Annotated in this window: 26 protein-coding genes; 16 read left to right on the plus strand and 10 right to left on the minus strand. The window is 75.6% G+C overall.

The genetic code is table 11. The features are described 5' to 3' along the window. A partial coding sequence (locus KIK08_RS13645; RefSeq protein ID WP_491063182.1) for a glycoside hydrolase family protein occupies positions 1–698 on the minus strand: 698 nt, incomplete at its 3' end. A 119-nt stretch (positions 699–817) separates the two neighbouring features. Further along, entirely contained in the window at positions 818–1,174 is a 357-nt protein-coding gene (locus KIK08_RS13650) for an STAS domain-containing protein (protein WP_214403491.1), read from the minus strand. Between the two features lie 233 nt (positions 1,175–1,407). Here KIK08_RS13650 and KIK08_RS13655 point away from each other — a divergent pair, with 233 nt between their 5' ends. The 7 genes from KIK08_RS13655 to KIK08_RS13685 all read left to right on the plus strand — a co-directional run bounded on the left by KIK08_RS13655 (position 1,408) and on the right by KIK08_RS13685 (position 6,776). Continuing rightward, the gene (locus tag KIK08_RS13655) at positions 1,408–1,767 is read left to right on the plus strand and encodes a hypothetical protein (protein WP_214403492.1); all 360 of its coding nucleotides are present in this window, start codon (positions 1,408–1,410) and stop codon (positions 1,765–1,767) included. Between the two features lie 141 nt (positions 1,768–1,908). Then, positions 1,909–2,373: an allophanate hydrolase-related protein gene (locus tag KIK08_RS13660; RefSeq protein WP_214403493.1), complete on the plus strand. Its 465-nt coding sequence runs from the start codon at positions 1,909–1,911 to the stop codon at positions 2,371–2,373. 80 nt (positions 2,374–2,453) lie between these two features. Continuing rightward, positions 2,454–2,705: a hypothetical protein gene (locus tag KIK08_RS13665; protein WP_214403494.1), complete on the plus strand. Its 252-nt coding sequence runs from the start codon at positions 2,454–2,456 to the stop codon at positions 2,703–2,705. A 133-nt stretch (positions 2,706–2,838) separates the two neighbouring features. Further along, on the plus strand, positions 2,839–4,170 hold the full coding sequence (locus KIK08_RS13670; RefSeq protein WP_214403495.1) for a cytochrome P450: 1,332 nt from the start codon (positions 2,839–2,841) through the stop codon (positions 4,168–4,170). Positions 4,171–4,223: 53 nt separating this feature from the next. Continuing rightward, positions 4,224–4,910, plus strand: a complete 687-nt coding sequence (locus KIK08_RS13675) for a TetR/AcrR family transcriptional regulator (RefSeq protein ID WP_214403496.1) — start codon at positions 4,224–4,226, stop codon at positions 4,908–4,910. A gap of 97 nt (positions 4,911–5,007) precedes the next feature. Continuing rightward, positions 5,008–6,375 (plus strand): amidase family protein, encoded by a 1,368-nt coding sequence (locus tag KIK08_RS13680; RefSeq protein WP_214403497.1) that lies wholly within the window; start codon positions 5,008–5,010, stop codon positions 6,373–6,375. Positions 6,376–6,431: 56 nt separating this feature from the next. Beyond that, entirely contained in the window at positions 6,432–6,776 is a 345-nt protein-coding gene (locus tag KIK08_RS13685) for an MmcQ/YjbR family DNA-binding protein (protein ID WP_214403498.1), read from the plus strand. A gap of 47 nt (positions 6,777–6,823) precedes the next feature. Here KIK08_RS13685 and yczR read toward each other — a convergent pair whose 3' ends face one another. Further along, on the minus strand, positions 6,824–8,296 hold the full coding sequence (gene yczR / locus KIK08_RS13690; RefSeq protein ID WP_308257619.1) for a MocR-like transcription factor YczR: 1,473 nt from the start codon (positions 8,294–8,296) through the stop codon (positions 6,824–6,826). 61 nt (positions 8,297–8,357) lie between these two features. On the opposite strand from yczR, the gene KIK08_RS13695 reads away from it, so the two are divergent. Next, positions 8,358–8,564 carry a hypothetical protein gene (locus tag KIK08_RS13695; protein ID WP_214403499.1) on the plus strand — a complete coding sequence of 69 codons (207 nt, stop codon included), beginning with the start codon at positions 8,358–8,360 and terminating at the stop codon, positions 8,562–8,564. 3 nt (positions 8,565–8,567) lie between these two features. Here KIK08_RS13695 and KIK08_RS13700 read toward each other — a convergent pair whose 3' ends face one another. The 4 genes from KIK08_RS13700 to KIK08_RS13715 all read right to left on the minus strand — a co-directional run bounded on the left by KIK08_RS13700 (position 8,568) and on the right by KIK08_RS13715 (position 11,927). Beyond that, positions 8,568–9,776 (minus strand): cytochrome P450, encoded by a 1,209-nt coding sequence (locus tag KIK08_RS13700; RefSeq protein WP_214403500.1) that lies wholly within the window; start codon positions 9,774–9,776, stop codon positions 8,568–8,570. A gap of 23 nt (positions 9,777–9,799) precedes the next feature. Further along, the gene (locus KIK08_RS13705; protein ID WP_491063183.1) at positions 9,800–10,744 is read right to left on the minus strand and encodes a PDR/VanB family oxidoreductase; all 945 of its coding nucleotides are present in this window, start codon (positions 10,742–10,744) and stop codon (positions 9,800–9,802) included. 84 nt (positions 10,745–10,828) lie between these two features. Then, positions 10,829–11,587: an IclR family transcriptional regulator gene (locus KIK08_RS13710; RefSeq protein WP_214403501.1), complete on the minus strand. Its 759-nt coding sequence runs from the start codon at positions 11,585–11,587 to the stop codon at positions 10,829–10,831. A 22-nt stretch (positions 11,588–11,609) separates the two neighbouring features. Next, positions 11,610–11,927 (minus strand): DMT family transporter, encoded by a 318-nt coding sequence (locus KIK08_RS13715; protein ID WP_214403502.1) that lies wholly within the window; start codon positions 11,925–11,927, stop codon positions 11,610–11,612. A 54-nt stretch (positions 11,928–11,981) separates the two neighbouring features. Here KIK08_RS13715 and KIK08_RS13720 point away from each other — a divergent pair, with 54 nt between their 5' ends. After that, on the plus strand, positions 11,982–12,557 hold the full coding sequence (locus tag KIK08_RS13720; RefSeq protein ID WP_308257620.1) for a TetR/AcrR family transcriptional regulator: 576 nt from the start codon (positions 11,982–11,984) through the stop codon (positions 12,555–12,557). 161 nt (positions 12,558–12,718) lie between these two features. On the opposite strand, the gene KIK08_RS13725 is transcribed toward KIK08_RS13720, so the two are convergent. Next, positions 12,719–14,119: a DHA2 family efflux MFS transporter permease subunit gene (locus KIK08_RS13725; RefSeq protein WP_308257621.1), complete on the minus strand. Its 1,401-nt coding sequence runs from the start codon at positions 14,117–14,119 to the stop codon at positions 12,719–12,721. A 104-nt stretch (positions 14,120–14,223) separates the two neighbouring features. Here KIK08_RS13725 and KIK08_RS13730 point away from each other — a divergent pair, with 104 nt between their 5' ends. Beyond that, entirely contained in the window at positions 14,224–14,868 is a 645-nt protein-coding gene (locus KIK08_RS13730) for a TetR/AcrR family transcriptional regulator (protein WP_214403503.1), read from the plus strand. Between the two features lie 16 nt (positions 14,869–14,884). Here the strand turns inward: KIK08_RS13730 and KIK08_RS13735 are convergent, their stop codons facing one another. Beyond that, the gene (locus KIK08_RS13735; protein WP_214403504.1) at positions 14,885–15,949 is read right to left on the minus strand and encodes a glycoside hydrolase family 172 protein; all 1,065 of its coding nucleotides are present in this window, start codon (positions 15,947–15,949) and stop codon (positions 14,885–14,887) included. Positions 15,950–16,063: 114 nt separating this feature from the next. On the opposite strand from KIK08_RS13735, the gene KIK08_RS13740 reads away from it, so the two are divergent. Both KIK08_RS13740 and KIK08_RS13745 read left to right on the plus strand, forming a co-directional pair. Beyond that, the gene (locus tag KIK08_RS13740) at positions 16,064–16,882 is read left to right on the plus strand and encodes an MEDS domain-containing protein (RefSeq protein WP_214403505.1); all 819 of its coding nucleotides are present in this window, start codon (positions 16,064–16,066) and stop codon (positions 16,880–16,882) included. A gap of 166 nt (positions 16,883–17,048) precedes the next feature. After that, positions 17,049–17,777: a TetR/AcrR family transcriptional regulator gene (locus tag KIK08_RS13745; RefSeq protein ID WP_214403506.1), complete on the plus strand. Its 729-nt coding sequence runs from the start codon at positions 17,049–17,051 to the stop codon at positions 17,775–17,777. A 12-nt stretch (positions 17,778–17,789) separates the two neighbouring features. Here the strand turns inward: KIK08_RS13745 and KIK08_RS13750 are convergent, their stop codons facing one another. Further along, the gene (locus KIK08_RS13750) at positions 17,790–19,361 is read right to left on the minus strand and encodes an alpha/beta hydrolase (RefSeq protein ID WP_214403507.1); all 1,572 of its coding nucleotides are present in this window, start codon (positions 19,359–19,361) and stop codon (positions 17,790–17,792) included. A gap of 161 nt (positions 19,362–19,522) precedes the next feature. On the opposite strand from KIK08_RS13750, the gene KIK08_RS13755 reads away from it, so the two are divergent. From KIK08_RS13755 to KIK08_RS13770, 4 genes are all read left to right on the plus strand, one after another. Then, positions 19,523–20,365: a 2-keto-4-pentenoate hydratase gene (locus KIK08_RS13755; protein ID WP_214403508.1), complete on the plus strand. Its 843-nt coding sequence runs from the start codon at positions 19,523–19,525 to the stop codon at positions 20,363–20,365. Between the two features lie 61 nt (positions 20,366–20,426). Continuing rightward, positions 20,427–21,335 carry an acetaldehyde dehydrogenase (acetylating) gene (locus tag KIK08_RS13760; RefSeq protein WP_250556955.1) on the plus strand — a complete coding sequence of 303 codons (909 nt, stop codon included), beginning with the start codon at positions 20,427–20,429 and terminating at the stop codon, positions 21,333–21,335. Then, positions 21,332–22,360 (plus strand): 4-hydroxy-2-oxovalerate aldolase, encoded by a 1,029-nt coding sequence (gene dmpG, locus KIK08_RS13765; protein ID WP_308257622.1) that lies wholly within the window; start codon positions 21,332–21,334, stop codon positions 22,358–22,360. The genes KIK08_RS13760 and dmpG overlap by 4 nt, the downstream gene beginning before the upstream one ends. A gap of 77 nt (positions 22,361–22,437) precedes the next feature. Next, positions 22,438–23,565 carry a 5-methyltetrahydropteroyltriglutamate--homocysteine S-methyltransferase gene (locus tag KIK08_RS13770; protein ID WP_214403510.1) on the plus strand — a complete coding sequence of 376 codons (1,128 nt, stop codon included), beginning with the start codon at positions 22,438–22,440 and terminating at the stop codon, positions 23,563–23,565. Positions 23,566–23,597: the final 32 nt, after the last annotated feature.

Raw genomic sequence — 23,597 nt, forward strand, 5'->3', positions numbered from 1 at the left:
AGGTGGCCGACCGCCGGGTCGGCGTCGGTGGCGAGCGCCGCGCGCTCGGCCAGTTCGAGGGAGCCGACCGCGCCGGTGGCCGCGTGGTGGCGGACCAGGAAAGCCGCGGTCTGCGCGGTCTGCGGGGCGTCCGCGGCGTGCAGCGCGTCCGCGACGGCGTCCGCGGCCCGCAGCGCCGCGCGCACGCCCAGCACCCGACCGGCGGACAGCAGCAGGCCGGCGGCACCGGCGTCGACCACCGGCGCGGCGAGGAGTTCGTCGACGCACTCGCGGACCCGGGTGCGTGAACGCGGGTCGCGGTAGGCCAGCCAGAGCCGCAGGTGGGTCAGCCCGACGCCGGCGGTGCCGTGGGCGAGGCCGGGGTCGGTGCCGCCGATCGGGACGGCCGCGGCGATCGCCATCGCGCGCCAACCCAGCGCTTTGTCGTCGACCGCGCGGGCGGCCTCCACCAGCGCCCATGCCGCGCCGCACGCGCCGTGCAGCCCGGGCGCCCCGGCGTCCGGCGACCGTTCCAGCACCCCGGCCGCGGTGCGGGTCGCGCCGCGCAGTTCCCGGCCGCCGCGCACGGTGGCGGCCCTGGCCAGCAGCAGCACGGCCTCGGCCGAGACCCCGGCCGGGTCGGCGCTCACCGCCTCGGCGAGCCGGGCCAGCCCGGTGTCGAGCACGGCGTCGGGTGCCTGGTTGCGGGCGGCGGCCACGGGTTCCCTCCTGCGCTGACCGGGTGTTCGGTCGTGCAGGAGCCTCGTCGCGCGGGCGCCCGGGGGTAATCACCGCGCGGGCGAGGCCGATCTACCCGCGGGTAAGGGTTCTGTGTCGGTCAGGCCAGTACCGGACCGGCCTCGACCGTGCTGCGCCCGTCGACTTCGTCGAGCACCCGCTCGACGCGCAGCGGCAGGGCACCGCGGCGGTCGGACACGCCACCGAGGACGAGCGCCGCGCCGGCGGCGGCGCACAGGTCGCGGACGTGCAGCAGCACCGCCACGCCCTCGGGCTCGAAGTGCCGCACGCCCGACAGGTCGACGGTGAGCGACGAGGCCGCCGAACGGCTCAGCACCCCCTCGCAGAGCTTCAGCAACCGGGGAGCGCTGACCGCGGTCAACTCACCGACCACGTGCACGAAAGGTGCGCCGTGCGACGAGTCCACGGCGAGCTGCATGAGGTGCCACTGTTCCATGACGTGCGCTTCTCCTCCTCCGATCGGGGCGGCGTCGGCCGATCCGAAGGTTCCGTACCCCGACGGCGGGCGCCGGGTGCCGCGTCCGCGGTGGTGGCGCGGACAGGCCCGGAATACCCCGAGATCGTCGGGGCGAACGTGTTCGCTGCAACAGTGCGACGAGCGGCTCGGCGCTGCCAACGGCCGAACGGTTGGGGCGGACACACGCTGCGTAGCCGCCTAGCGTCCGTTGGATGGACTACGCAACGGTGCGGCAGGCGTTCTTCGGCCGGGCTCCGACCCCGTCCGTGACGCCCGAGGTGGTCGTGAGCGGCTCGCCGGCCCGTCGGCTGCGCGACGCGCTGGAACCGCTGGCGATGCACGCGGTCTGGTCGCCGGGGACCGACGCGGCGCTGGCCGAGCTGATCGAGCAGGGGCTTCCGGGGGTGGATCGGCCGCTTCGCGGCCAGCGGGGGCGGAGCGAGGGTGTCCTCGCAGCGCCGAGAGGGTTCTGCGGCGGTGGCTGGGTGCTCGCAGCGCGCCGGCGGGCTGTAACGCCCCATCCCACGCTGCAACACCCACCCGTCGTCTGCGGGACGGGCCCGCGAGCATGATCGGCTCGGCCGGAGGGCGCAGCGCACACCCGACCGAGCGGGGACCTCGACGTCCCCACGTTCCGGTCGATTGTCGACAATTAACGTTGCGGACACAGTGGTGGGCCGGTGCCGACACGGGCCGCCCCTAGCGTCCCGGTCATGCGCATGACCGCCACCGCGTCGCAGGCGGCCCCGACGACCCCGCTGGTCGTGGTCGGGGCGCACCTGCACGGCGAGCCGCTGCACGCGGACCTGCTCGGGCTGGGCGCCCGCTTCCTGCGGGCCACCCGGACGGCGCCGGTGTACCGGATGGTGGCGCTGCCGCCCGTGCCCGGCCACCCGCCGCTGCCGGCCCGGCCCGGGCTGATCCGCGACCCGGCGGCGGGGCTGGCGGTGGAGGTCGAGGTCTACGAACTGCCGGTCGCCGCGCTGGGCGAGTTGGTGCTGGCGGTCGCGCCGCCGCTGGCGATCGGGACGGTGGCGCTGGACGGAGGCGGGCAGGCGCCGGGGTTCGTCTGCGAGGGGTACGCCCGCGAGGGCGTGCCCGACATCTCGCACTACGGGGGGTGGCGGCGGTACCGGGCCGCGCACCACGGCGCGCACCCCGCAGAACGACCGTCGTGAACCGGTACCAGTACACGGACGCGGGCGGATCGCTGCGCCACGCTGGGCCGCCACGACGTCCAGCAGACCGGAGCCGCGCCATGTCCCACCCCGCCCAGCGTCCCAACACCGCGCGCACCCTGCTGCTGATCGGCGTGGGGATGGTCCTGTTCGTCCTGCTGCTCGCCGCGACGGACCCCGGTGCGGACGACCCCGGCTACCCCGGCTACGACGACTCCGGGTCCGGCGGGGGCGGCACGTCGTTCTACGACAGCGGATCGATCTCGACCACCGAGGACGGCGAGCTGATCTACTCCGACACCGACGGCGGCAGCTTCTCCAGCGGCGGGTAGGGCGCCACGCGTTCTCCGACTCTGCACATCCTGCATCAATGCATGACGTGCAGTATGGCGTGTAGCCTCGGCGCATCACCCGACCGGCGGGCCCCGTCGAGCAGGCGGGGCCCGGGAACAGGATGCGCCCCGGATGAACGCCCCCGCCCAGCACGACGCCGCCGAGCGCGCCCCGGAGCAGTCGCCGTCCGCCATGCGGCGCCTCATCCCGGAGGACGTGCTCGAGCGCGCCGCGAGCTGCCCGTTCGACCCGGCCCCCGGGCTGGAGGAGCGCCGCGGCCAGGGCCCGGTGCAGCCGCTGGAGCTGCTCAACGGCGCGCGGGCGTGGCTGGTCACCGGCTTCGACGAGGCCCGCGCGGTGCTGGCCGACCCGCGGTTCAGCTCCGACCGGGTCCGCTACCGCGACGCCACGCAGCTGCAGCCGCACGAGGTCGCCGAGATGGCGGCCGCCGCCGAGCGCGGCGAGCCCGTGTGCCCGGCGCCGATCGAGAACCGCGAGGACGGCATGTTCGTCTTCATGGACCCGCCCGAGCACACCCGCCTGCGCCGGCTGCTGACCGGGCAGTTCACCGTCCGCCGGATGAAGGCCCTGGAGGCGCGGGTCACCGAGATCGCCGTCGAGCACCTGGAGGCGATGAAGGCCGCCGGCACCGAGGCCGACCTGGTGCCCGCCTACGCGCTGCCGCTGCCGTCGCTGGTCATCTGCGAGCTGCTCGGCGTCGACTACGCCGACCGCGACCGGTTCCAGGTCAACACCTCGATCGCGCTCAACGCGAACGCCTCCGACGAGGACCGCGCCCGCGCCGGCGGCGAGCTCTACACCTTCATCGCCCAGCTCGTCGCGGCCAAGCGGGCGACGCCCGGCGACGACATCGTCTCCGGGCTGATCCACGACGCCGACCCGCCACTGACCGACGCCCAGCTCATCGACGTGTCGCTGGTGCTGCTCGGCGCGGGCCACGAGACGACCGCCAACATGCTCGCCCTCGGCGCGTTCGCCCTGCTGGAGAACCCCGAGCAGCTCGCCGCGCTGCGCGACGACCCCGCCGTGGTCGACAACGCGGTCGAGGAGCTGCTGCGCTACCTCAGCATCGTCCAGCTCGGGGTCAGCCGGGTCGCCACCGAGGCCGTCACGATCGGCGGGGCCACCATCCCGGCCGGCGCCACGGTCATCGTGGCCACCCCGGAGGTCAACCGCGACACCCGGCACTGGTCCGACCCCGACCGGCTCGACCTGCGCCGCGACCGCGCCCCCCACCTGGCCTTCGGCCACGGCGTGCACCAGTGCCTCGGCCAGCAGCTGGCCCGCATCGAGATGCGCGTCGGCTTCACCGAGCTGCTGCGGAGGCTGCCCGACCTGCGGCTGGCCGTGCCGGCCGCCGAGGTGCCGCTGCGCAACGACATGCTCATCTTCGGTGTGCACTCGCTGCCGGTCGCCTGGTCCGCTCCGGCGAACGGCTCATAATCAGGGGGCGCCCGCCGCGCCCACCAGGAAGCCCACGCGACAAAGGGGTCCCCATGACCGAGGCGACCCTCCCCGGCACGGTGGCGGCGGTGGCCCCGCCGAGCCGCCACGAGCGCCGCAAGCGGGCCACCCGGGCCGCCGTGCGCGACGCCGCCCTGCGGCTCGCGGTGCGCGACGGCGTGGAGCGCATCACGATCGAGCAGATCGCCGCCGAGGCCGACATCGCGGTGCGGACCTTCTTCAACCACTTCGCCAGCAAGGAGGAGGCGGTCGTGGCGGCCGCCGCGGTCGGGGCGGAGGCGTTCGTCGCCGAGTTCCGCGCCCGCCCGCGCGCGGAGTCGGTGCTGCGGGCCGTGCGGGAGTCGGTGCTGGTGGTCATGGACCGCGACGACGCGGTCAGCCGCGACCACGTCCGCGCGCTGCGCCTCATGCGGGGGACGCCGTCGCTGATCCCGCAGCAGATGGCCGTGCTCACCGTCCAGGAGGACGCGCTCGCCGCCGCGATCGAGGAGCGCATCGGACCGGATGGCGGGCGGGGCGGGCTGCATCCCGCCGCCCACGCCCGGCTCTGCGCGGCGGCGTCGTTGGCCGCCCTGCGCATCGTGCTGGACCGCTGGCTCGACTCCACCGCCGACGCGGACGATCCGCCGCCGCTCGACGTCCTGCGCGCCGAGGCCGACACCGCGCTCGCCCAGCTGGCCGCCGGGCTCGACCACCCCGGGCGGTCGGACGCCGGATGACAGGCCGCGCGCCCGATTCCGTCGATCGGTGGAACGGGGCGCGGGGCGCCGCATAGAGTCCGCAGCGGCGCTCGCAGGACCGGCGGAAGGCGGCGGCATGCCCACCTCGGACACCCCGGACCTGGACGGGTTCCGCGGGCACGTGCGGGCCTCCTCGGCCGCTGACGTGCTCGCGCGCGCCGTCGAGGCCGCCCGCGGACTCGCCGACCTCGGCGCGTTCATCACCGTCGCCGACGCCGCCGGCCGGGCGCCGGGTGGCGACGGCCCGCTGGCCGGCGTGCCGATCGCGGTCAAGGACAACCTCGACACCCACGACCTGCCCACCACCGGCGGGACCCCGGCGCTGGCGGACTCGCGGCCCGGCCGCGACCACCTCGCGGTCGAGCGGCTGCGCGCCGCCGGGGCGGCGGTGATCGGCAAGACGAACCTGCACGAGCTGGCGTTCGGCATCACCAGCAACAACGCCGCGTACGGGCCGGTGCGCAACCCGCACGACCGCGACCGCACGGCCGGCGGCTCCTCCGGCGGGTCCGCGGTCGCGGTGGCCACCGGCGTCGTCCCGCTGGCGCTGGGCACCGACACCGGGGGCTCGGTGCGGATCCCGGCGGCGCACTGCGGCGTCGTCGGCTGGCGCCCGACCGTCGGGCGCTGGGGCGTCGACCGGGTCGTGCCGATCTCGCGCACCCGCGACACCGCGGGCCTGCTCGCCGTCGCGGTCGCCGACGTCGCCCTGGTCGACGAGCTGGTCACCGGGCAGCCCGCGGTCGAGGCACCCGACCGACGCCTGCGGCTGGGCGTGCCGCGCCCGGGCTTCTACGACGACCTGCACCCGGAGGTCGCCGCCCGCGTCGACGAGGCGCTCGGGCGGCTGTCCGACGCCGGCGTGGAGCTGGTCGAGACCGACGTGGTGGCCGCGCACGAGCTCGACGCCGAGTGCGGCTTCCCGATCGCGTTCTTCGAGGTCGCCCGCGACCTGCCCGCGTACCTCGCGACCCTGCCGGGCCCGGAGCGGGAGCTGACCCTGGCCGACGTGCTGGCCCGCGTCGCCTCCCCGGACGTCCGCGGCGCGCTGGAGATCGCGGCGAGCGGCCAGTTCGGCGAGCCGCCGTACCGCGAGGCCATGGCGACGCGCGAGCGCCTGCGCGCGGCCTACGCCTCCGCGCTGGTGCCCGGCACGGGGGAGCGGCTCGACGCGCTCGTCTACCCGACCGTGCCGCTGCCGGCGACCCCCGTCGGCGACGACGAGACCACCGAGCACAACGGCCGCCAGGTGCCGGTCTTCCAGACCACCATCCGCAACACCGGCCCCGGCTCCGCCGCGGGCATGCCGGCCATCTCCCTGCCCGCCGGCACGACCCGCGCGGGCCTGCCGGTCGGGCTGTCGCTGGAGGCGCTGCCGGGCGAGGACGGCGCCCTGCTCGCCGTCGCGCGCAGGGTGGAGGGGACTGTCGGGGGCCGGCTCTAGGCTGCCCGCCGTGCGAGGCCGCGATGGGACATCGGTGGGTGACGTCGGTGACGTCGATGGTTGACGCGGACGACGTCCGACGCCTGGCCCTGTCCCTGGACGGCGTCGAGGAGATCGACAGCGACGGCTTCGACTTCCGCGTCGCCGGCAGGGGCTTCGTCTGGTCCTACCCGGAGCGGGTGCCCGGGCGCGGGCGGATCCTGCGCACCGACATCGCGGTGCTCTACGTCGGCGACGAGGCCGAGAAGCAGGCGCTGCTGCTGGGCGAGCCCGAGCTGTTCTTCACCACGCCCGGCTACGACGGGCTGCCGCTGGTGATGGTGCGCCTGGAGAAGGTGGCCCCGGCGCGGCTGGCGGAGCTGGTCACCGACGCCTGGCACATGCGGGGCGGCGCGGGCTGAGCGCCGGGCGGCGGACTGCCCCACGGCCGCCCGGGCCCGGGCCCACCTCAGGCCACCGCCACCGGCTCCGGCTCCACCGCGGGCGCGGCGTGGTCGAGGCCCTGCCAGGCCAGGGCCAGTCGCTGCAGCGCCTCGTCCATGCGGTCGCGGCGCAACGTGTAGGGCAGGCGCAGGTGGCGTTCGAACGCGCCGTCGATGCCGAACCGCGGGCCGGCGGCCAGCAGGACGCCGTGGCGGCGGGCGACGACGCTGAGCTGGCTCGACTGGGGCTCGTCCAGCTCGATCCACAGGCTCATGCCGCCGGTCGGCCGTGACGGGCGCCAGCGGGGGAAGGTGGTGGCGAGGCGGTCGAGCAGGTGGTCGCGGGCGGCGAGCAGCTCGATCCGCCGCTCGGCCGTCACCTGCTCGACGTCGGCGAGCAGCCGGGCGACGATCAGCTGTTCGAGGACGGGGCTGCCCAGGTCGATGGCGGCGCGCTGGGCGGCGAGGCGGCGCACCAGCGGGGCGGCCGTGCGGACCCAGCCGACGCGCAGCCCGCCCCAGAGCGCCTTGCTCGCCGAGCCGACCGTGATGACCAGCGGGGAGTCGGGGGCGTGCGCGGCGGTGGGGGTGGGGGCGTGGTCGCCGAAGCCGAGCTCGACGAGGGTCTCGTCGATCAGCAGCGGGGTGCCGGTACGGCGGGCCAGTTCGACGAGCCGCAGGCGGCACGCGTCGTCGAGCACGGCGCCGGTCGGGTTCTGGTGCTCGGGGATGAGGTAGACCAGCCGCGGGGCGGCGTCGCGGACGGTGGCGGCCAGCAGGTCCAGGTCCCAGGAGCCGGTGCCGTTCGGATGCGGCCCCATGGGCACCGGGACGGGCCGCGCGCGGTGGTGGGCGATGCAGGCCAGGGCGTTGGGGTAGGTGGGGTGCTCGACGAGGACCCGGTCGCCGGGGCCGGTCAGCGCGGCCACGACGAGCGCGATCGCCTGCTGGCCGCCCACCGTGACCAGCACCTGGTCGGGCGTGGTCGGCAGGCCGCGGGTGGTGTAGCGGTCGGCGATCGCCGCGCGCAGCGCGGGCAGCCCGAGCATCTCGTAGCCGTGCCCGCCCAGCAGGGCGTCCAGGTCGTGCACGGCCGCGGCGGCCGCCCGGCGCATGGCGGCGCCGGGGGCGGGCAGCGCGGCGTGGGCGAGGTCGAGCAGGTCGCGGTCGGCCTGCGGGAACAACGGGGAGACGTCCGAGCCGCCCGCTGGGTCCGGTGGCAGCCGCGTCCAGCTGCCCGCCCCGCGCCTGCTGTGCAGCACCGCGGCCTCGCGCAGCGTGTCGTAGGCGGCCGCGACGGTGGTGCGGCTGACGCCCAGCGCCGCGGCCAGCTCGCGCTCGGGCGGGATCCGGGTCTGCAGCGGCAGCCGGCCGTCGAGCACGAGCAGCCGGACCCGGTCGGCGAGGGCCGAGGCCAGTCCACGTCCGTCCGGTGGGCGCCACTCGCCGAGCAGTCGGGCGAAGCTGTGTGCGCCGATGCGGCGGTCGAGGTCGGTCACGGGGGTCCACCTGTTCTGAATTGGCCCTGGGCTAGCAGGCCAATCCTGCCATCATAGAGGTATGAACCCGTGGATCCTGCTCACCGTCCTGGTCCTGATCGCCCTGGCGGCGCCGCGCTACGGCGTCGACAGCCGCTGGCTCCCGCCGGGCGAGCTGCCCCGGCCCCGCCACGGCCCCACCCCGCTCGGCGACCTCGCCGCCCTCGCCCGGTGGATCCGCGACCACGTCGCCCCCACCGCCCGCGAGGAGGTCGCCGCGCGGTTCTGATCCTCAGCGCGCCGGCCGCACCCGCACCGGCAGCGAGCCCCACGCCCGCAGCGTGTTGTTGTGGAGGCGCCGCGTCGCTCCGGCCACCTCGATCGCCTCCACCCGCGCAGCCAGCGCCGTGAGCAGGCACTCCGCCTCCAGCCGTGCGACGTGCTGGCCGACGCAGTGGTGGATGCCGAAGCCGAACCCGACGTGGCCGGACGGATCGCGGGACAGGTCGAAGCGGTCGGGGTCGTCCCAACGGCGCGGGTCGCGGTTGGCGGCGGCCAGGAACATCAGGATCTTCTCGCCGTGCGGGATGACGGTGCCGCCGACGCGGACGTCGGTCGTGGCGGTGCGGAAGAAGGTCTGCACCGGGGAGGCCCACCGCACGGCCTCGTCGAAGGCGACGCGGACCAGTTCGGGCCGGGCGCGCAGGCGCCGCCACTGGTCGGGGTGGGTGGCGAAGGCGTGCAGGGTGGCGGCGAGGCCGTGCACGGTCGTGTCGACCCCGGCCGACAGCAGCGACCGCACCACCAGCGGGGCCTGCTCGTGGGTGATCTCGCCGCGGTCGGCGGCGGCCCAGATGCCGGCGCCGAACCCGCCGTCGGCCAGCGAGTCGCGCTGGCACTGGGCGTTCACCCACGCCGACAGCTCCGGCAGCCGGGGCGCGCCCTCGGCGACCAGGTCGTTGTGCGGGCCGAACGCGTTGAACAGGAACTCGCCGTAGGGCAGCAGGTTCTCCCGGCCCTCGGGGGAGACGCCCACCGCGTCGGGGAAGACCCGCAGCGGGTAGGCCTCGGCCAGCGCCGGGACGGCGTCGAACTCGTCGCCCTCGGCGAGGAGCCGGTCGACGAGGTCCTCGGCCGCGGCCGTCCACCGCTCGCGCAACCGGCGCAGCGCGCGCGGCGACAGCAGGTCGACGAGCACCCGGCGCGGGGCGTCGTGGCGGGGCGGGTCGGCCTCCAGCAGCAGGCTCGGCGGGCGCCACGGCGCCTCGGTGCGGAAGTTCGACAGCCCGACGCCCGCGCCGGACTCGAAGCCCTGCCAGTCGCGCAGCGCGGCGTGCACCTCGGCGTAGCGGCCCATCGCGTACACGCCGTAGCGGCTCAGTCGCACGACCGGGCCGGCCTCGCGCAGCGCGGCGTGGAACGGCAGCGGGTCCTCGAGTACCTCGGGTCCGAACGGGTCGGCGTCGGAGACCGGCGGCGGTGCCGGGGCGGTGGTGGTCATCGGGGCTCCCGTCGGTGCGGTCCTCACAGGTCGAGCACGAGGTGGTCGGATCGGGCGCGCGAGACGCAGATGTACATGCAGTCGCCGGCCTCGCGCTCGGCGTCGTCGAGGATCGAGTCGCGGTGGTCGGGCAGGCCCTCCAGGACGTCGGTGCCGCACGTGCCGCAGGTGCCCTGCCGGCACGACGACAGCACGTCGACGCCGGCCTCGCGCACCACCTCCAGCACCGACCGGTCGGGAGCGACGGTCACCGTGGTGCCGCTGCGGGCGAGCCGGACGTCGAACGGGGTGCTGCGGGCGGGCGCGGGCTGCTCGCGGGCCACGAACCGCTCGGTGCGCAGCGAGTGCGCCGGCCAGGACGCGCACGCCGCACCGACGGCGTCCAGCAGCGGGCCCGGGCCGCAGCAGTACACGCGCGTGCCGGGACGGGGTGTGCCCAGCCAGTGCGGGAGGTCGAGCAGGCCCTGCTCGTCCTGCGGGACGACGTGCACGCGGTCGCCGTAGCCGGCCAGCTCGCCGAGGAACGCCATCGAGCCGCGTCGACGCCCGCCGTAGACCAGGGTCCAGTCGGCGCCGAGCAGGTCGGCCTGGTGGACCATCGGCAGCAGCGGGGTGATCCCGATTCCGCCGGCCAGGAACAGGTAGCGCTGCGAGGGCACCAGCGGGAAGTGGTTGCGCGGCCCGCCGACGCCGACCTCGTCGCCGACGCGCAACTCGTCGTGCACGTAGGCGGAGCCGCCGCGGCCGTCGGGTTCGCGGAGCACGCCCACCCGGTACCGCGACGGGTCGAACCGGTCGCCGCACAGCGAGTACTGCCGGGTCAGGCCGGTGGGCAGGACAAGGTCGAGGTGCGCGCCCGGGGTCCAGTCGGGCAGCCGGTCGCCGGTCGGGTCCGCGAGGGTGAGCGCGACGACGTCGTCGGCCACCCGTTCCTTCGCCGTGACGCGCAACCGCACCGTCCGCCCCACCCGCCGCCTCCCGTCCTCGGTTGTCGGAACGATGACCGGCCGGCGGGGTGCGGCGGGACCCGATTCTCATTCATCGAGAGGGATTCAGCGGGACAGGGTGCGGGAGATGCCGCGGGCGGCAGCGCGCAGCGCCGGGACGACGGCCCGGGTGGCCTGGTCGTCGGTCGGGTCGTTGGGCACGATCACCGACACCGCGGCCACGACGGCGCGGGTGCCGTCGGTGATCGGCACCGCCACCCCGAGCGCCTGCTCGTGGATGAAGCCCGGGCAGGAGGCGTGGCCGGTGCGGCGCACGTCGGCGAGGGTGCGGCGCAGCCGCGACGGCGTGCAGATCGTGTGCGGGGTGAAGCGGGCCAGCGGCGCGGCCAGCACCCGCTCCTGCAGTTCGTGCGGGGCGTGCGCGAGCAGCACCAGCCCCGACGACGAGGCGTGCAGCGGCAGGCGCCCGGCGATGCGCGTGTAGTTGACGACCGCGCCGGGCGCGCTCAGCCGCTCCACGAACAGCACGTCGGTGCCATCGCGCACGCCGAGCTGGGCGTGGTGGCCGACCACGGCGTGCAGGTCCTCCAGGAAGGGCATCGCCGCTTCGCGCAGGGAGAGCGTGGGCGAGGCGCGCGACGCCAGCTCCCACAGCCGCACCCCGACCCGCACCCGGCGGTCGTCCTCGCGGCCCAGCAGCCCGAGCTGGACCATCTCGGCGACCAGCCGCGAGGCCGTGGCGACGTGCAGGCCGGTGCGCGCGGCGATGTCGGAGACCCGCAGCGCGCGCTCGTCCGGGCCGAACACCGCGAGGATGCGCACCGCCCGCGACAGCACCGACTCCCCGGTCGCCACGCGCGCCATCCCGGCAGTGTGCCCTGTCCGGTCAGGCCCCGACCAGGTTCGCCAGCACCACCCCGCCGACGATGAGCGCGAGGGCGAGTGCCCGCGCGGCGGTCAGCGACTCGCCGTGCACCAGCACGCCGAGGGTGAGGGCGCCGGCCGCGCCGATCCCGGTGAACACGGCGTAGGCCGTGCCGGCCGGGATCTCGCGCATGGCCAGGGTCAGCGGGTAGATCGCCGCCGCGGCCAGCGCGAAGCACAGCAGGGTCGGCAGCGGGCGGGTGAAGCCCTCGGTGGGCCTGATGCTCTGCGACCAGGCGACCTCCACGGCGCCGGCCAGCAGCAGCCACAGCCAGGACATGCGGACCTCCTGAAGGGGACCGGCCGCCGACGGCCCGGTCGTTAGGGTCTGGGGGTGCAGGTGAACGGGGACGGGACCCGTCCGGAGCGGGCCGACGCCGTGCGCAACCGGGCCCGGGTGCTCGCCGCCGCCGAGCGGCTGTTCGCCGAGCGCGGGGCCACGAACGTGTCGATGGAGGACGTGGCCGCGGCCGCCGGGGTGGGCAAGGGGACGCTGTACCGGCGCTACCCGGACCGCGCCGCGCTGGCCGCGGCCCTGCTCGACGAGCACGAGCGGCGGCTGCAGGAGCGGCTGATCTCCGGCCCGCCCCCGCTCGGGCCGGGCGCCCCGCCGGCCGAGCGGCTGGCGGCGTTCTACTCGGCCCTGGTCGACCTGCTCGACCAGCACCTCGACCTCACGCTGGCGGCCGAGACCGGCGCGGCGCGGTTCGGGACCGGGGCGTACGGCTTCTGGCTGGCGCACGTGCGCGTGCTGCTGCGTGACGCGGGGGTGCCCGACCCGGCCGACCTGCTCGCCGAGGCGCTGCTCGCCCCGCTGTCGGCCGAGCTGTACCGGCGGTTGCGCGGGCGCGCGTCCGCGGACGACGTCCGGAAGTCGCTGACCGAGCTGGCCCGACGGTCCCTGAGCTGACCGGACGCACGTCCATGTGGTCAGGCTACGAGCTATGTGGACGCGCGTCCACTTGTGTGGTGGGTGCCACCGCGCCCGCCGGCCCGGCGCCGCGGGTGCTCATCGGCGACGAACCGCAGGAGCAGGGGTGAGGCGCGGCGTCCGCGGTCGCGTGGATGCCGTCACGCCGCGACCGGCGCGGGCCGGGGCCGCCCGGGCAGCGCGGCGCCGGCCGCGATCCCGACCAGCACGCCGGCGGCCAGCAGCCAGAACGCCGGTCGGAACTCCGCCGTCGTCGCCCCGGTGGCGGGCGCGGTGCCCACCAGCAGCGCGGTGGTGGCGATCCCCAGCGCGGCGCCCAACTGGTTGACCATGTAGAGCAGTGCGCTGCCCTGTGCCGCGGACTCCGGCGGGACGGTGCGGAACACCGCGCCGATCGCCGGCGCCCCAACGGCGCCCAGGCCCAGGCCGAGCACGGCCGTGCCGAGCACGGCGACCGCCGCGTCGCCCGACCCGGGCTGCACCGCCAGCAGGACGGCCGCGGCGAGGGCGACGACGCCGCCGGCGACGGCCACCCGGCGGGACCCGAGCCGGTCCGACAGTCGACCCGACACCGGCATCGCGAGCATCGACGCGGCGCCCAGCGGCGCGAGCAGCAGCCCGGCCGCCGTGGGGGTGGCGCCGTGGACCTGCTGGAAGAACAGCGGGAGCCCGAACAGCGCGGCGAAGGTGGCCAGCCCGTTGGTGCCGGCGGCGAGCAGGCTCGCCGCGACCCCGGGCCGGGCCAGCAGTCGCAGGTCCACCAGTGGAGCCGTGCGGCGCAGGGCGTGCGCGGTGTAACCGCCGAGCAGTGCGGTGGCCAGGCCGAGCGGCACCAGTACGGACCAGGCCAGCGCGGTGTGCTCCTGCTCGATGCGCGACAGCCCCAGCACGACGGCGCTGACGCCCGGCCCGACCAGCGCGACGCCCAGCACGTCCAGGCGCGGCCCGGGCGTGCGGCCGGCGGGCGCGTCGGGCGCGAGGACCCGCACGGCGAGCGCGAACGCCGCGACGACGATCGGGATGTTCACCAGGAACAGCCAGCGCCAGTCGAGCGCCTGCAGCAGCGCCCCGCCGAGGACGGGGCCGGCGACGGGCCCGGCGGAGCCGACGATGCCCATGATGCCCATGACCCGGCCCGCCCGGGCCGGGCCGGCGGCGCGCGCCAGCAGGGTCAGCATCAGCGGGTCCAGGACGCCGGCCCCGACGCCCTGCAGCACCCGGGAGGCCACCAGCGCGCCCAGTCCGGGGGCGAGCGCCGACCCGAGCGAGCCCGCGAAGAACACGACCAGGCCGACCAGCCAGAGCCGCTTGCCGCCGTAGCGGTCCGCGGCCCAGGCCCCGACCGGGACCGTCGTGACGACGGCGAGCAGGTAGGCGGTGGCGGCCCAGCCCACGGCACCGGGCGAGGCGTCCAGGTCGTCGGCGATGGTGCGCACCGCGACCAGGACCATCGACCCGTCCAGGATGCCCATGATCCCGCCCAGCAGGACCACCGCGATCATGCGGCGCAGTGCCGGGCCGAACCGGTCCGGGGCGCTCACGAAGACTCATTGGTTCGGAGAATTAGACTCACGAGTCTGGAAGACTATGTCGTCGAACCAGACTGTCAAGTCTGGTCGGTGAGCCCCGCGGGTAGCATCCGGGCATGGCCGCGACCGCGGGGACACCCGCCACCGCCGCACCGCGCGGGCGCATCGACAAGCGGCGCGCGATCCTCGACGCGGCGACGACCGAGTTCGCCCGCGAGGGCTACGCCCAGGCGGGCGTCGACGCCATCGCGGCGCGCGCCGGCGTCGCCAAGGCCACGGTGTACAGCCACTTCGGCGACAAGCAGACCCTGCTGCGCGAGGCGCTGGTGGCCGAGTCCGACCGGGCCGCCGCGGCCAACCTGGAGGTCGTGGAACGGCTGCTGGACCCGGGCGACGACGTGCGGACCGCGCTGGAGGACGTCGGGCTGCGGCTGCTGGAGTGCTTCGTCGACGAGCGCGCCTGGGCGCTGCGCCGGCTGGTGACGGCCGAGGTCGTGCAGTTCCCCGACCTCGTCGACGTGTTCCTCGGACGGGCGGCGGCACGGGTGAACCAGGCACTGGCCGACCGGCTGCTCGGGCTCTCGGTCGCCGGGCACCTGCGCGTGGACGCCCCGGCCGTGGCCGCCGAGCACTTCGCCGGGCTGCTCACCGGCGGCATCGACGCCCGCACCCGGTTCGGCACCCGCCGACTGCCCGCCGCGGAGCTGCGCGAGGTGGCCGGCGCGGCGGTCGACACGTTCTTGCGGGCCTTCGGCCGGTGAGGCCGAGGCCGCGGGCTCAGAGCGCCTCGAGCTCGTCCGGGGTCGGCGTCCGCGGCCGCGCGGCGCTGGTGGTGTCGAGGTAGAACAGCGCGGTCGAGGCGACGTCGTCGTGGCGGCGCAGGTAGCGCCCGCCGGAGCGCCACCCCAGGGCCTGCACGTCGACGCGCAGGTCGGTGGCGAAGCGGATCGGGTCGGGCACGTGCCAGCGGTACAGGCCGAAGCGCTGCTGGCTCTCGTACAGCCCGTCGGGCCGGATGACCTGGTGCAGGCCGAGGTAGGGCGTGGAGTAGGGGGTGTAGCCCTGCCCCGGCACGTCGAAGTTCCACGCGCCGCCGACGTAGTCCTCGGTGCCGGTCCCGCAGATCGTGGGGAACTCCTCGTCGCCGTCGAGGTAGAACTTCACCTCGCCCTCGCCCCACCAGCCCCGGGAGTTGACCCCCCAGGCGAGGTAGGTGCCCACGTACTGGCCCGCGCCGCGCACGCCGTCCAGCAGCGCGTGCAGCCCGCCGTCGACGGGGTTGGAGCGGCGCCATTGCGCGTGCAGGTAGCCGCAGTCGTCCCCGGCCGCGTCCCCGCCCTCGTCGTAGGTGATCTGGAAGTACAGGATCGCCGGGCGGTCGGAGAGGTTCTCGCAGCTGAGCCGGGCGCCGGCGCGGAAGGGCATCGGCCAGTAGCTGTTCATGCCGCCGTGCGGGTTGACCGCGACCATCGCCGACGACAGCTGCGCGAACCGCCCCCAGCCCTGGCCGAAGAAGTCGCCGACCGGGACCTCCACCGCCGGTTCGGGGTCGCCGTCCCAGTGGGCGCGCAGCAGCAGGGAGCGCCAGTGGTCCGGGTGGGTGGTCAGCCAGACGTGGGTGATCCGCCCGGGCCCGGCGACGTCGGCCAGCACAGCGGTGGCGCCCGCGGCGATCTCGATGCTCGGCGAGACCTTCCAGCCCCGGCCGAGCTCGCGCCCGGCCGCGGCGCCGGTGCCCCCGGTGGCGCGCCCGCCGCGGCCGCGGGCCCCGGTCGGGTTCTCCGGGCTGATCGAGCGGGTGGCCACGCCGGGGCGCCGCCGGGACGGGTCGGGTACGGGCATGCCGGCAGATCATGCACCGGGGCCGCGGCCGGGTCGAGCACCGACCGGGGCACGAACGGCCGTTCGTCGGGTGCTCGGCTGTTTCCGGGCGGGTTCGCGGGATACCGTCGCGGTGTGTCCCCGTACGGCCGTTCGCCCTCCGGTGGGGGCGGGCATCGGCTGCTCCTGCACCGCTCCGAGCCGGAGCGGGTCGCCAGGCTGTCCGGATGGGTTCGCGAGGGGCTCGCCCTCGGCGAGAAGGTCGTCTACATCGAAGGCGGGGGCTTCGGCGACGACGTGCTCGCGGTGCTGGTCACCCACGGGATCGAGGTGGACGCGGCGGTCGCGCAGGGCCGGCTGGAGGTGCTGGCGCCCGAGGAGTTCTACCGGCCCGGCGGCCAGGAGGCGCTGCTGGACCGGGTCCTCGCCGAGGGCCACACCCGGCTGCGGATCTCGGGTGAGGCGAGCACGGCGTACCGGGTCCTGAGTCCGGCCGTGCACCGCGAGGTCGAGGACCTGGTGGACCGGCTGTGCGCCACCCGCCCCGTCTCGGCGCTGTGCCAGTACACCGTGGGGTCGTTGCCGGGAGCCGCGCTCGACAGCGTCGTCGGCATGCACCCCGGCGGGCTCACCGAGCTGTCGCTGGACGTCGGCGAGGCCGACGACGGGCTGGTGCTGCGCGGCGCGGTGGACTTCACCAACGTCGAGGTCCTGCGGGCGAGCATGGTCGCGGCGATGAGCGCGGCGGGGGACGCGGTCGTGCTGCGCGTCGACTTCGCCGACGTCGAGCACCTCGCGGCGTCGGCCTGCCGGGCCATCGTGCGGGCCTGGGCGCCGTCGAGGACTCCCGGACCGCGGCTGGTGCTGTCGCAGGTGCAGCCGGTGGTGGCGCGGGTCATGCGGCTGTGCGGTGTCGACGCCGCCGGCATCGAGATCGTCGAACGCGCCCGCTGACCGCGCGGTGGCGCCGCCCTCGCCGGCGTCCCCCGTGCGCACCGCGATGGACCTGGCCGGCCGGTCCCGCGGTTGGTGTCGAACGGGTGATCGCCTGCTCGGGCGATCGACTGGCCTAAGGTCCACCGAGTCCGTCGGCACCCGGAGGAACGTCATGCCGCCCCAGATGTCAGGCCCGTCGCCGTCCGGGCACAGGTCCGGGCGGGGCCGCGGCTCGATGCTGACCCCCGACCGGATCATCGAGGCCGCCCTGCGCCTGGCCGACGGCGACGGCGACCTCGACCGGCTCACCGTGCGCAGGCTCGCCTCCGAGCTGGGTGTCGGCGCGATGACGCTCTACAGCTACTTCCGCAGCCGCGACGACATCCTCGACGGGATGGCCGACCACGTGCTGGGTCGGATGCGGCTGCCCCCTGAGCCGGCGTCCGGCCCGGGGGAGGCGATCCGCCAGGTCGGGTTCGCGTTCCTGGACATGATGCGCGAGCACCCGACCGTCGTGCGCCTGCTGGGCAGCCGGATCACCACCAGCCGCCCGGCGCTGCTGGGGGCGATGGAGGCGCCGCTGCGGCGGTTGGTGGACGCGGGCATCCCGGGCCCGGTCGCGGTGCGCTGCTACGGGTTCCTCATCACCTACGCCATCGGGTTCGCCAGCTACCAGCTGCCGCGGCCGTGGGGGCGCACCCCGGCCCCGGGGACCGACGCCGAGGAGCGGGCCGAGGAGCGCCGGCAGCGCTCGCACGTGTACTCGGCGCTGCCGATCGACACCTTCCCGCGGCTGGTGGAGCTGGCCGACGAGCTGGTGACGCTGCCCTCGGACGAGCAGTTCGCGCACGGGCTGGAGGCGTTCGTGACGGCCACGGTCGCGCGGCTGGAGGAGGACCGCGGCCGCCGGTGAGCGCGGCGTGCGTCACCCGCCGGTCGGCAGCGCCGTCGTGGCCGGTGGCTCCTGCGGGCAGGTCGCGCCGGGGGTGGGCAGCGCCTCGTCGAGGAGGTAGCCGTCGACCGCCGCGTCGATGCACGGACCCGACGCCCGGTAGGAGCCGTGGCCGACGCCCTCCCGGGTGAGCAGGTGTCCCTCGTCCAGGCCCGCGGTGAGGGCCTGGGCCCACGCGTACGGGGTCTGCGAGTCCTCGCGCCCCCCGACCACCAGGATCGGACCGGCGCCCCGGGCGGTCAGCGGCTCGGTGAACCGGTCGGGGTTGTCGGCGGGCCAGCCGACGCAGCCGAGCATGATGTTCGACGACAGCGCGCCGAACCGCGGCGCCGCGGCCATGATCGCCTCGGCGTTGGCGGCGTGCGCGGCGAGGTCGTCCGGCACGTCGCGGTCCAGGCAGTTGACCGCGTAGTTGGCCTCGGCCAGCCCGCTGGGGGTGCCGTCGGGTTCGCGGGTGAGGGCCTGCGAGAGCGTGAGCAGCACGGAACCGTCACCGGACTGCGCGGCGACCAGCCCCGCGGTCAGCACCGGCCACAGCCTGCGGTCGAACACCGCCGTGCGGGCGGCCAGCAGGGCGTCCGCGCCGTCGAGCGAGCCGGCCGGTCCGGTCGGCGAGGCCGGCACGTCCAACGGCCGCTCCTCCAACCCGTCGATCAGCGCGTCGATCGCCGCCTCGGGCTCACCTGCGCCGAACGGGCACGCACCCACCCCTTCGGCCCGGCACGTCTCGAACCACCGGTCGAGCTGCTGCTCGCCGCTGGCGCCCTGCTGCAGGGTCGCCCGCAGGGGGGCGGAGCGCCACAGCTCGGGGTCCATCGCGGCGTCGAGCACCATCCGGTCGACGCGCTCGGGGAACATCGTGGCGTAGGTGGCGCCGAGCAGGGTGCCGTAGGACATGCCCAGGTAGCTGATGCGCTCCTCGCCGATACCGGCCCGCACGAGGTCCATGTCGCGGGCCACGTCGTCGGTCGCCATGTGGTCGAGCAGCGCGGGGTCGACGCCGGCGGCGCAGCCCTCGGCGAGGGCGCGGTTCTGGGCCAGCAGCTCGGGCAGCGCCATCCCGCCCGGCACGTCCGGGTCGAGGTCGACGGCGAGCTGGGCCTCGCGCTGCTCGTCGGTCAGGCAGCGGACCCCCTGGCTCTCGCCGACGCCGCGCGGGTCCATCGCGATGACGTCGAAGCGGGCGGCGATCTCGGGCGAGACGAACGCGAACTCGCCGGCGGAGTCCAGCTGGCGCACCAGGTCGGCGGCCGGTCCGCCCGGTCCGCCCGGGTTGATCAGCAGCGCGCCGACGCGGGCGGCCGGGTCGGTGGCGCGGTGGCGGACCAGGGCGAGCGGCACCGTCGGACCGTCGGGGTCGGCGTGGTCGACCGGGACCGGGTAGGTGGCGCAGTCCAGGCCGGTGCCGCATTCGGCCCACGCGACGGGCGGTGCCGGCGGCTCCTCGGCGGCCGCGGGCGCGATCGCGGGCGCGGCGCAGCCGGTGAGCGCGAGCGCCGCGACCAGCAGCCCGGTGAGCGCGGTTGTTCTCCGGTGGGAACGCATGCCCCTATCGTGGGGAAGCGGTGGGGTGGGGGTCAGTCCCCGTCGTCACCGAGACGCGTGACGCCCGCGGGGTCGTCGATGACATGTGTCATCACGGCGAGGCGACCGGGCGACGTACTAAGTACGGTACGTTGCCCCCACTCGAGGACGGGAGATCACCCATGCCGGACAGGCAGCCCCCGCCGATCCAGGAGGCCGCCGAGCGGCTCCGGACGGCCGCGCGGACGCGCACGCCCTGCCCTCCGGTGCGCGACCTGCTCCCCGACGCGACCGCGCGGACCGCGTACGCGGTGCAGAACCTGCTGACCGAGTCGGCGCTGGCCGAGGGTCGCCGGATCGTCGGCCGCAAGGTGGGGCTGACCTCGCCCGCCGTTCAGGCCCAGCTGGGGGTGGACCAGCCCGACTTCGGCGTGCTCTTCGCCGACATGGCCGTCGGGCCGGGCGCGGTGATCGACTCCGGGCGGTTGCTGCAGCCCAAGGTCGAGGCCGAGATCGCGTTCGTGCTCGGCGCCGACCTCGACGGCGCCGACCTCGACGCCGACGCCGTCCGCGCCGCCACCGACCACGTGGTCGCCGCGCTGGAGATCGTGGACAGCCGCATCGCCGGCTGGGACATCACCTACGCCGACACCGTCGCCGACAACGCCTCCAGCGGGCTGTTCGTGCTGGGCGAGCAGACCCGTCCGCTGGAGGGCCTCGACCTGACCGAGGTGCGGATGCAACTGCTCGACGCGGCCGGCACCGTCGTCAGCGAGGGCGTCGGCGCGGCCTGCCTGGGCGACCCCGTCAACGCGGTGCTCTGGCTGGCGCGCACCTGCCGCGACCTCGGGTCGCCGCTGCGGACCGGTGAGGTCGTGCTCTCCGGGGCGCTGGGCCCGATGGTGGTCGCCACGCCGGACTCGACGTTCACCGCGACGCTGTCCGGGCTGGGTGGGGTCTCGACGTCGTTCTCCGGCGAGCGGCTGGTGGCGAGCGCGGCGGGGCGGCCAAGTGCCGCGGGCTGAGGGGGCGGGCGTGCGGACCAAGGTCGCGATCGTCGGGTCGGGCAACATCGGCTCGGACCTGATGATGAAGGTCGTGCGGCTGTCCTCGACGCTGGAGATGGGGGCGATGGTCGGCATCGACCCCGACTCCGACGGGCTGGCCCGCGCGCGGCGGCTCGGGTTCGCCACCACCGACCGCGGCGTGGCCGGGCTGCTCGACCTGCCGGTCTTCGACGAGATCGGCGTCGTCTTCGACGCCACCTCGGCCAGGGCGCACGTGGCGAACGCCGCCCTGCTGGAGCCGCACGGCCGGATCCTGGTCGACCTGACCCCGGCGGCGATCGGCCCGTTCGTCGTCCCCGCGGTCAACCTCGACGCCCACCGCGGCGCGCGCAACGTGAACATGGTGACCTGCGGCGGCCAGGCGACGATCCCGGTCGTCGCCGCGGTCTCGCGGGTCACCGACGTGCCCTACGCCGAGATCGTCGCCTCGATCGCCTCGAGGTCGGCCGGACCCGGCACCCGGGCCAACATCGACGAGTTCACCGAGACCACGGCGAAGGCCATCGAGGTCGTCGGCGGCGCCGGCCGGGGCAAGGCGATCATCGTGCTGAACCCGGCCGAGCCACCGATGATCATGCGCGACACCGTGCTGTGCCTGGCCGCGGACGGCGACCCGGCCGCCATCCGGGCAAGCGTCGAGGAGATGTGCGCCGAGGTGGCCCGCTACGTGCCCGGCTACCGGCTCAAGCAGGCGGTCCAGGTCGACCCGGTCGCCGACGACGAGCCGCTGACCACGCTCATCGGCGGTGCTGTCGATGGTGGGGCGCCGCGCCCGCGCTGGCGCGTGTCGGTGTTCCTGGAGGTCGAGGGCGCCGCGCACTACCTGCCCGCCTACGCCGGCAATCTCGACATCATGACCTCCGCGGCCCTGCGCACCGCCGAGCAGTTGGTCGCGGCGTCGGCCGAGACCGTGGAGGTGGCCCGGTGACCGCGCCCGCCCGGCAGCCGACCCTCTACGTCCAGGACGTGACCCTGCGCGACGGCATGCACGCCGTGCGGCACCGGCTCGCGCCCGACGAGGTCCGCGCCATCGCCCGCGCCGTGGACCGGGCGGGCGTCGACGCGATCGAGGTCGCCCACGGCGACGGCCTGGCCGGGGCCAGCCTGACCTACGGGCCGGGCAGCAACACCGACTGGGAGTGGATCGCCGCCGCGGCGGAGGTCGTCGAGAACGCGGTGCTCACGACCCTGCTGCTGCCCGGGATCGGCACGATCGCCGAGCTGGAGAAGGCCTACGACCTGGGGGTGCGCTCGGTGCGGGTGGCCACCCACGCCACCGAGGCCGACATCGCCGTGCAGCACATCGGCAAGGCCCGCGAGCTCGGCATGGACGTGTCCGGGTTCCTGATGATGTCGCACATGGCGCCCGCGGCCGAGCTGGCGAAGCAGGCGTCGCGGATGGAGTCGGCGGGGGCGCACTGCGTGTACGTCACCGACTCCGGCGGCCGGCTCACCATGAACGACGTCCGCGACCGGGTCCGCGCCTACCGCGACGTGCTCGACCCGGCCACCCAGATCGGCATCCACGCCCACGAGAACCTGTCGCTGTCGGTCGCGAACTCCGTCGTTGCGGTCGAGGAGGGCGTCACCCGCGTCGACGCGTCGCTTGCCGGGCACGGCGCGGGCGCCGGCAACTGCCCGATCGAGGCGTTCGTCGCGGTGGCCGACCTGCTGGGCTGGAAGCACGGCTGCGACCTGTTCGCGCTGCAGGACGCCGCCGACGACATCGTCCGCCCGGTGCAGGACCGCCCCGTGCGCGTCGACCGCGAGACGCTGACCCTGGGCTACGCCGGGGTGTACTCCAGCTTCCTGCGCCACGCCGAGAAGGCCGCCACGCAGTACGGGCTCGACACGCGCCGCATCCTGGTCGAGGTCGGGCGGCGCGGGCTGGTCGGGGGCCAGGAGGACATGATCGTCGACATCGCGCTCGACCTGGCCGGCGAGGGCGGCTGAGCGCGCCTGCCGGCCGCTCCTCTCACCAGACGGTAACGCGGGGTGCGGTGGCGGGCGTGATCGAGCAGGCTGGGGCCATGACCGATGTCCCCGGCCCCCCGTTCCACGCCGACCACGTCGGGAGCCTGCTGCGGCCCCGGTCGCTGCACGCCGCCCGAGAGCGGTTCGCCGCCGGCGCGATCGACGCGGCCGAGCTGCGCGCCGTCGAGGACGAGGCCATCGCCGACGCCGTGCGCCTGCAGGCCGACGTCGGCCTGCGCTCGGCCACCGACGGCGAGTTCCGCCGCGAGACCTGGCACATGGACTTCATCTACGCCATCGGCGGCATCCGCAAGGTCGAGGGCGAGGGCACCGTCACCGTCCGGTTCCACAACGCCGACGGCGACATCGAGTGGCGCCCGGCCGGGCTGCAGGTGCACGCCCCGCTCACCATCGACGAGCCCATCTTCGGCGCCGACTTCAGCTACCTCGCCTCGCTCGTCGGGCCGGGGCGCACGGCGAAGCTGACGATCCCGTCGCCGTCGATGGTCAGCGCCCGCGGCGGCACCGCGGCCATCGACCCCTCGGTCTACGCCGACGAGGAGGAGTTCTCCCAGGGCCTCGCCGCGGCCTACGCCTCGCAGCTGCGCGGCGTGGCCGCACTGGGCTGCACCTACCTGCAGCTCGACGACACCAGCCTGGCCATCCTCAACGACCCCGCCCAGCGCGCCGCGCTGGCCGACCGCGGCCGCGACGCCGAGCACGAGCACGAGCGCTACATCCGCCAGTTCAACGCCGCGCTGGCCGACCGGCCGGCCGGGATGACGGTGACCACGCACCTGTGCCGGGGCAACTACCGCTCGTCGTGGGTCGCCGAGGGCGGCTACGACTTCGTGGCCGAGGCGCTGTTCGGCCGGCTCGACGTCGACGGCTTCTTCCTGGAGTACGACGACGAGCGCTCCGGGGGCTTCGAGCCCCTGCGGTTCGTCCCGCCGGGCAAGCGCGTGGTGCTCGGGCTGGTGACCACCAAGCACCCGCGGCTGGAGGACGCCGACCAGCTCAAGCGGCGGATCGAGGAGGCGTCGAAGTACGTGCCGATCGAGCAGTTGGCGCTCTCGCCGCAGTGCGGGTTCTCCTCGACGGTGGAGGGCAACGCGCTCACCCGGGACGACCAGATCGCCAAGCTCGAGCTGGTGGTGCGGGTGGCCGAGGAGGTCTGGGGCTGACCCACCGCCGGGGTGGGGACCGTCGGGGGCGG

Source organism: Pseudonocardia lacus (assembly GCF_018531445.1).
GTDB lineage: Bacteria > Actinomycetota > Actinomycetes > Mycobacteriales > Pseudonocardiaceae > Pseudonocardia > Pseudonocardia lacus.

Bases quoted from the DNA above. Each gene is read 5' to 3' on its own strand.
- KIK08_RS13650 (WP_214403491.1), bottom strand. From the start codon at position 1,174: ATGGAACAGTGGCACCTCATGCAGCTCGCCGTGGACTCGTCGCACGGC.
- KIK08_RS13655 (WP_214403492.1), top strand. From the start codon at position 1,408: ATGGACTACGCAACGGTGCGGCAGGCGTTCTTCGGCCGGGCTCCGACC.
- KIK08_RS13660 (WP_214403493.1), top strand. From the start codon at position 1,909: ATGCGCATGACCGCCACCGCGTCGCAGGCGGCCCCGACGACCCCGCTG.
- KIK08_RS13665 (WP_214403494.1), top strand. From the start codon at position 2,454: ATGTCCCACCCCGCCCAGCGTCCCAACACCGCGCGCACCCTGCTGCTG.
- KIK08_RS13670 (WP_214403495.1), top strand. From the start codon at position 2,839: ATGAACGCCCCCGCCCAGCACGACGCCGCCGAGCGCGCCCCGGAGCAG.
- KIK08_RS13675 (WP_214403496.1), top strand. From the start codon at position 4,224: ATGACCGAGGCGACCCTCCCCGGCACGGTGGCGGCGGTGGCCCCGCCG.
- KIK08_RS13680 (WP_214403497.1), top strand. From the start codon at position 5,008: ATGCCCACCTCGGACACCCCGGACCTGGACGGGTTCCGCGGGCACGTG.
- KIK08_RS13685 (WP_214403498.1), top strand. From the start codon at position 6,432: ATGGTTGACGCGGACGACGTCCGACGCCTGGCCCTGTCCCTGGACGGC.
- KIK08_RS13695 (WP_214403499.1), top strand. From the start codon at position 8,358: ATGAACCCGTGGATCCTGCTCACCGTCCTGGTCCTGATCGCCCTGGCG.
- KIK08_RS13700 (WP_214403500.1), bottom strand. From the start codon at position 9,776: ATGACCACCACCGCCCCGGCACCGCCGCCGGTCTCCGACGCCGACCCG.
- KIK08_RS13710 (WP_214403501.1), bottom strand. From the start codon at position 11,587: ATGGCGCGCGTGGCGACCGGGGAGTCGGTGCTGTCGCGGGCGGTGCGC.
- KIK08_RS13715 (WP_214403502.1), bottom strand. From the start codon at position 11,927: ATGTCCTGGCTGTGGCTGCTGCTGGCCGGCGCCGTGGAGGTCGCCTGG.
- KIK08_RS13730 (WP_214403503.1), top strand. From the start codon at position 14,224: ATGGCCGCGACCGCGGGGACACCCGCCACCGCCGCACCGCGCGGGCGC.
- KIK08_RS13735 (WP_214403504.1), bottom strand. From the start codon at position 15,949: ATGCCCGTACCCGACCCGTCCCGGCGGCGCCCCGGCGTGGCCACCCGC.
- KIK08_RS13745 (WP_214403506.1), top strand. From the start codon at position 17,049: ATGTCAGGCCCGTCGCCGTCCGGGCACAGGTCCGGGCGGGGCCGCGGC.
- KIK08_RS13750 (WP_214403507.1), bottom strand. From the start codon at position 19,361: ATGCGTTCCCACCGGAGAACAACCGCGCTCACCGGGCTGCTGGTCGCG.
- KIK08_RS13755 (WP_214403508.1), top strand. From the start codon at position 19,523: ATGCCGGACAGGCAGCCCCCGCCGATCCAGGAGGCCGCCGAGCGGCTC.
- KIK08_RS13760 (WP_250556955.1), top strand. From the start codon at position 20,427: ATGATGAAGGTCGTGCGGCTGTCCTCGACGCTGGAGATGGGGGCGATG.
- KIK08_RS13770 (WP_214403510.1), top strand. From the start codon at position 22,438: ATGACCGATGTCCCCGGCCCCCCGTTCCACGCCGACCACGTCGGGAGC.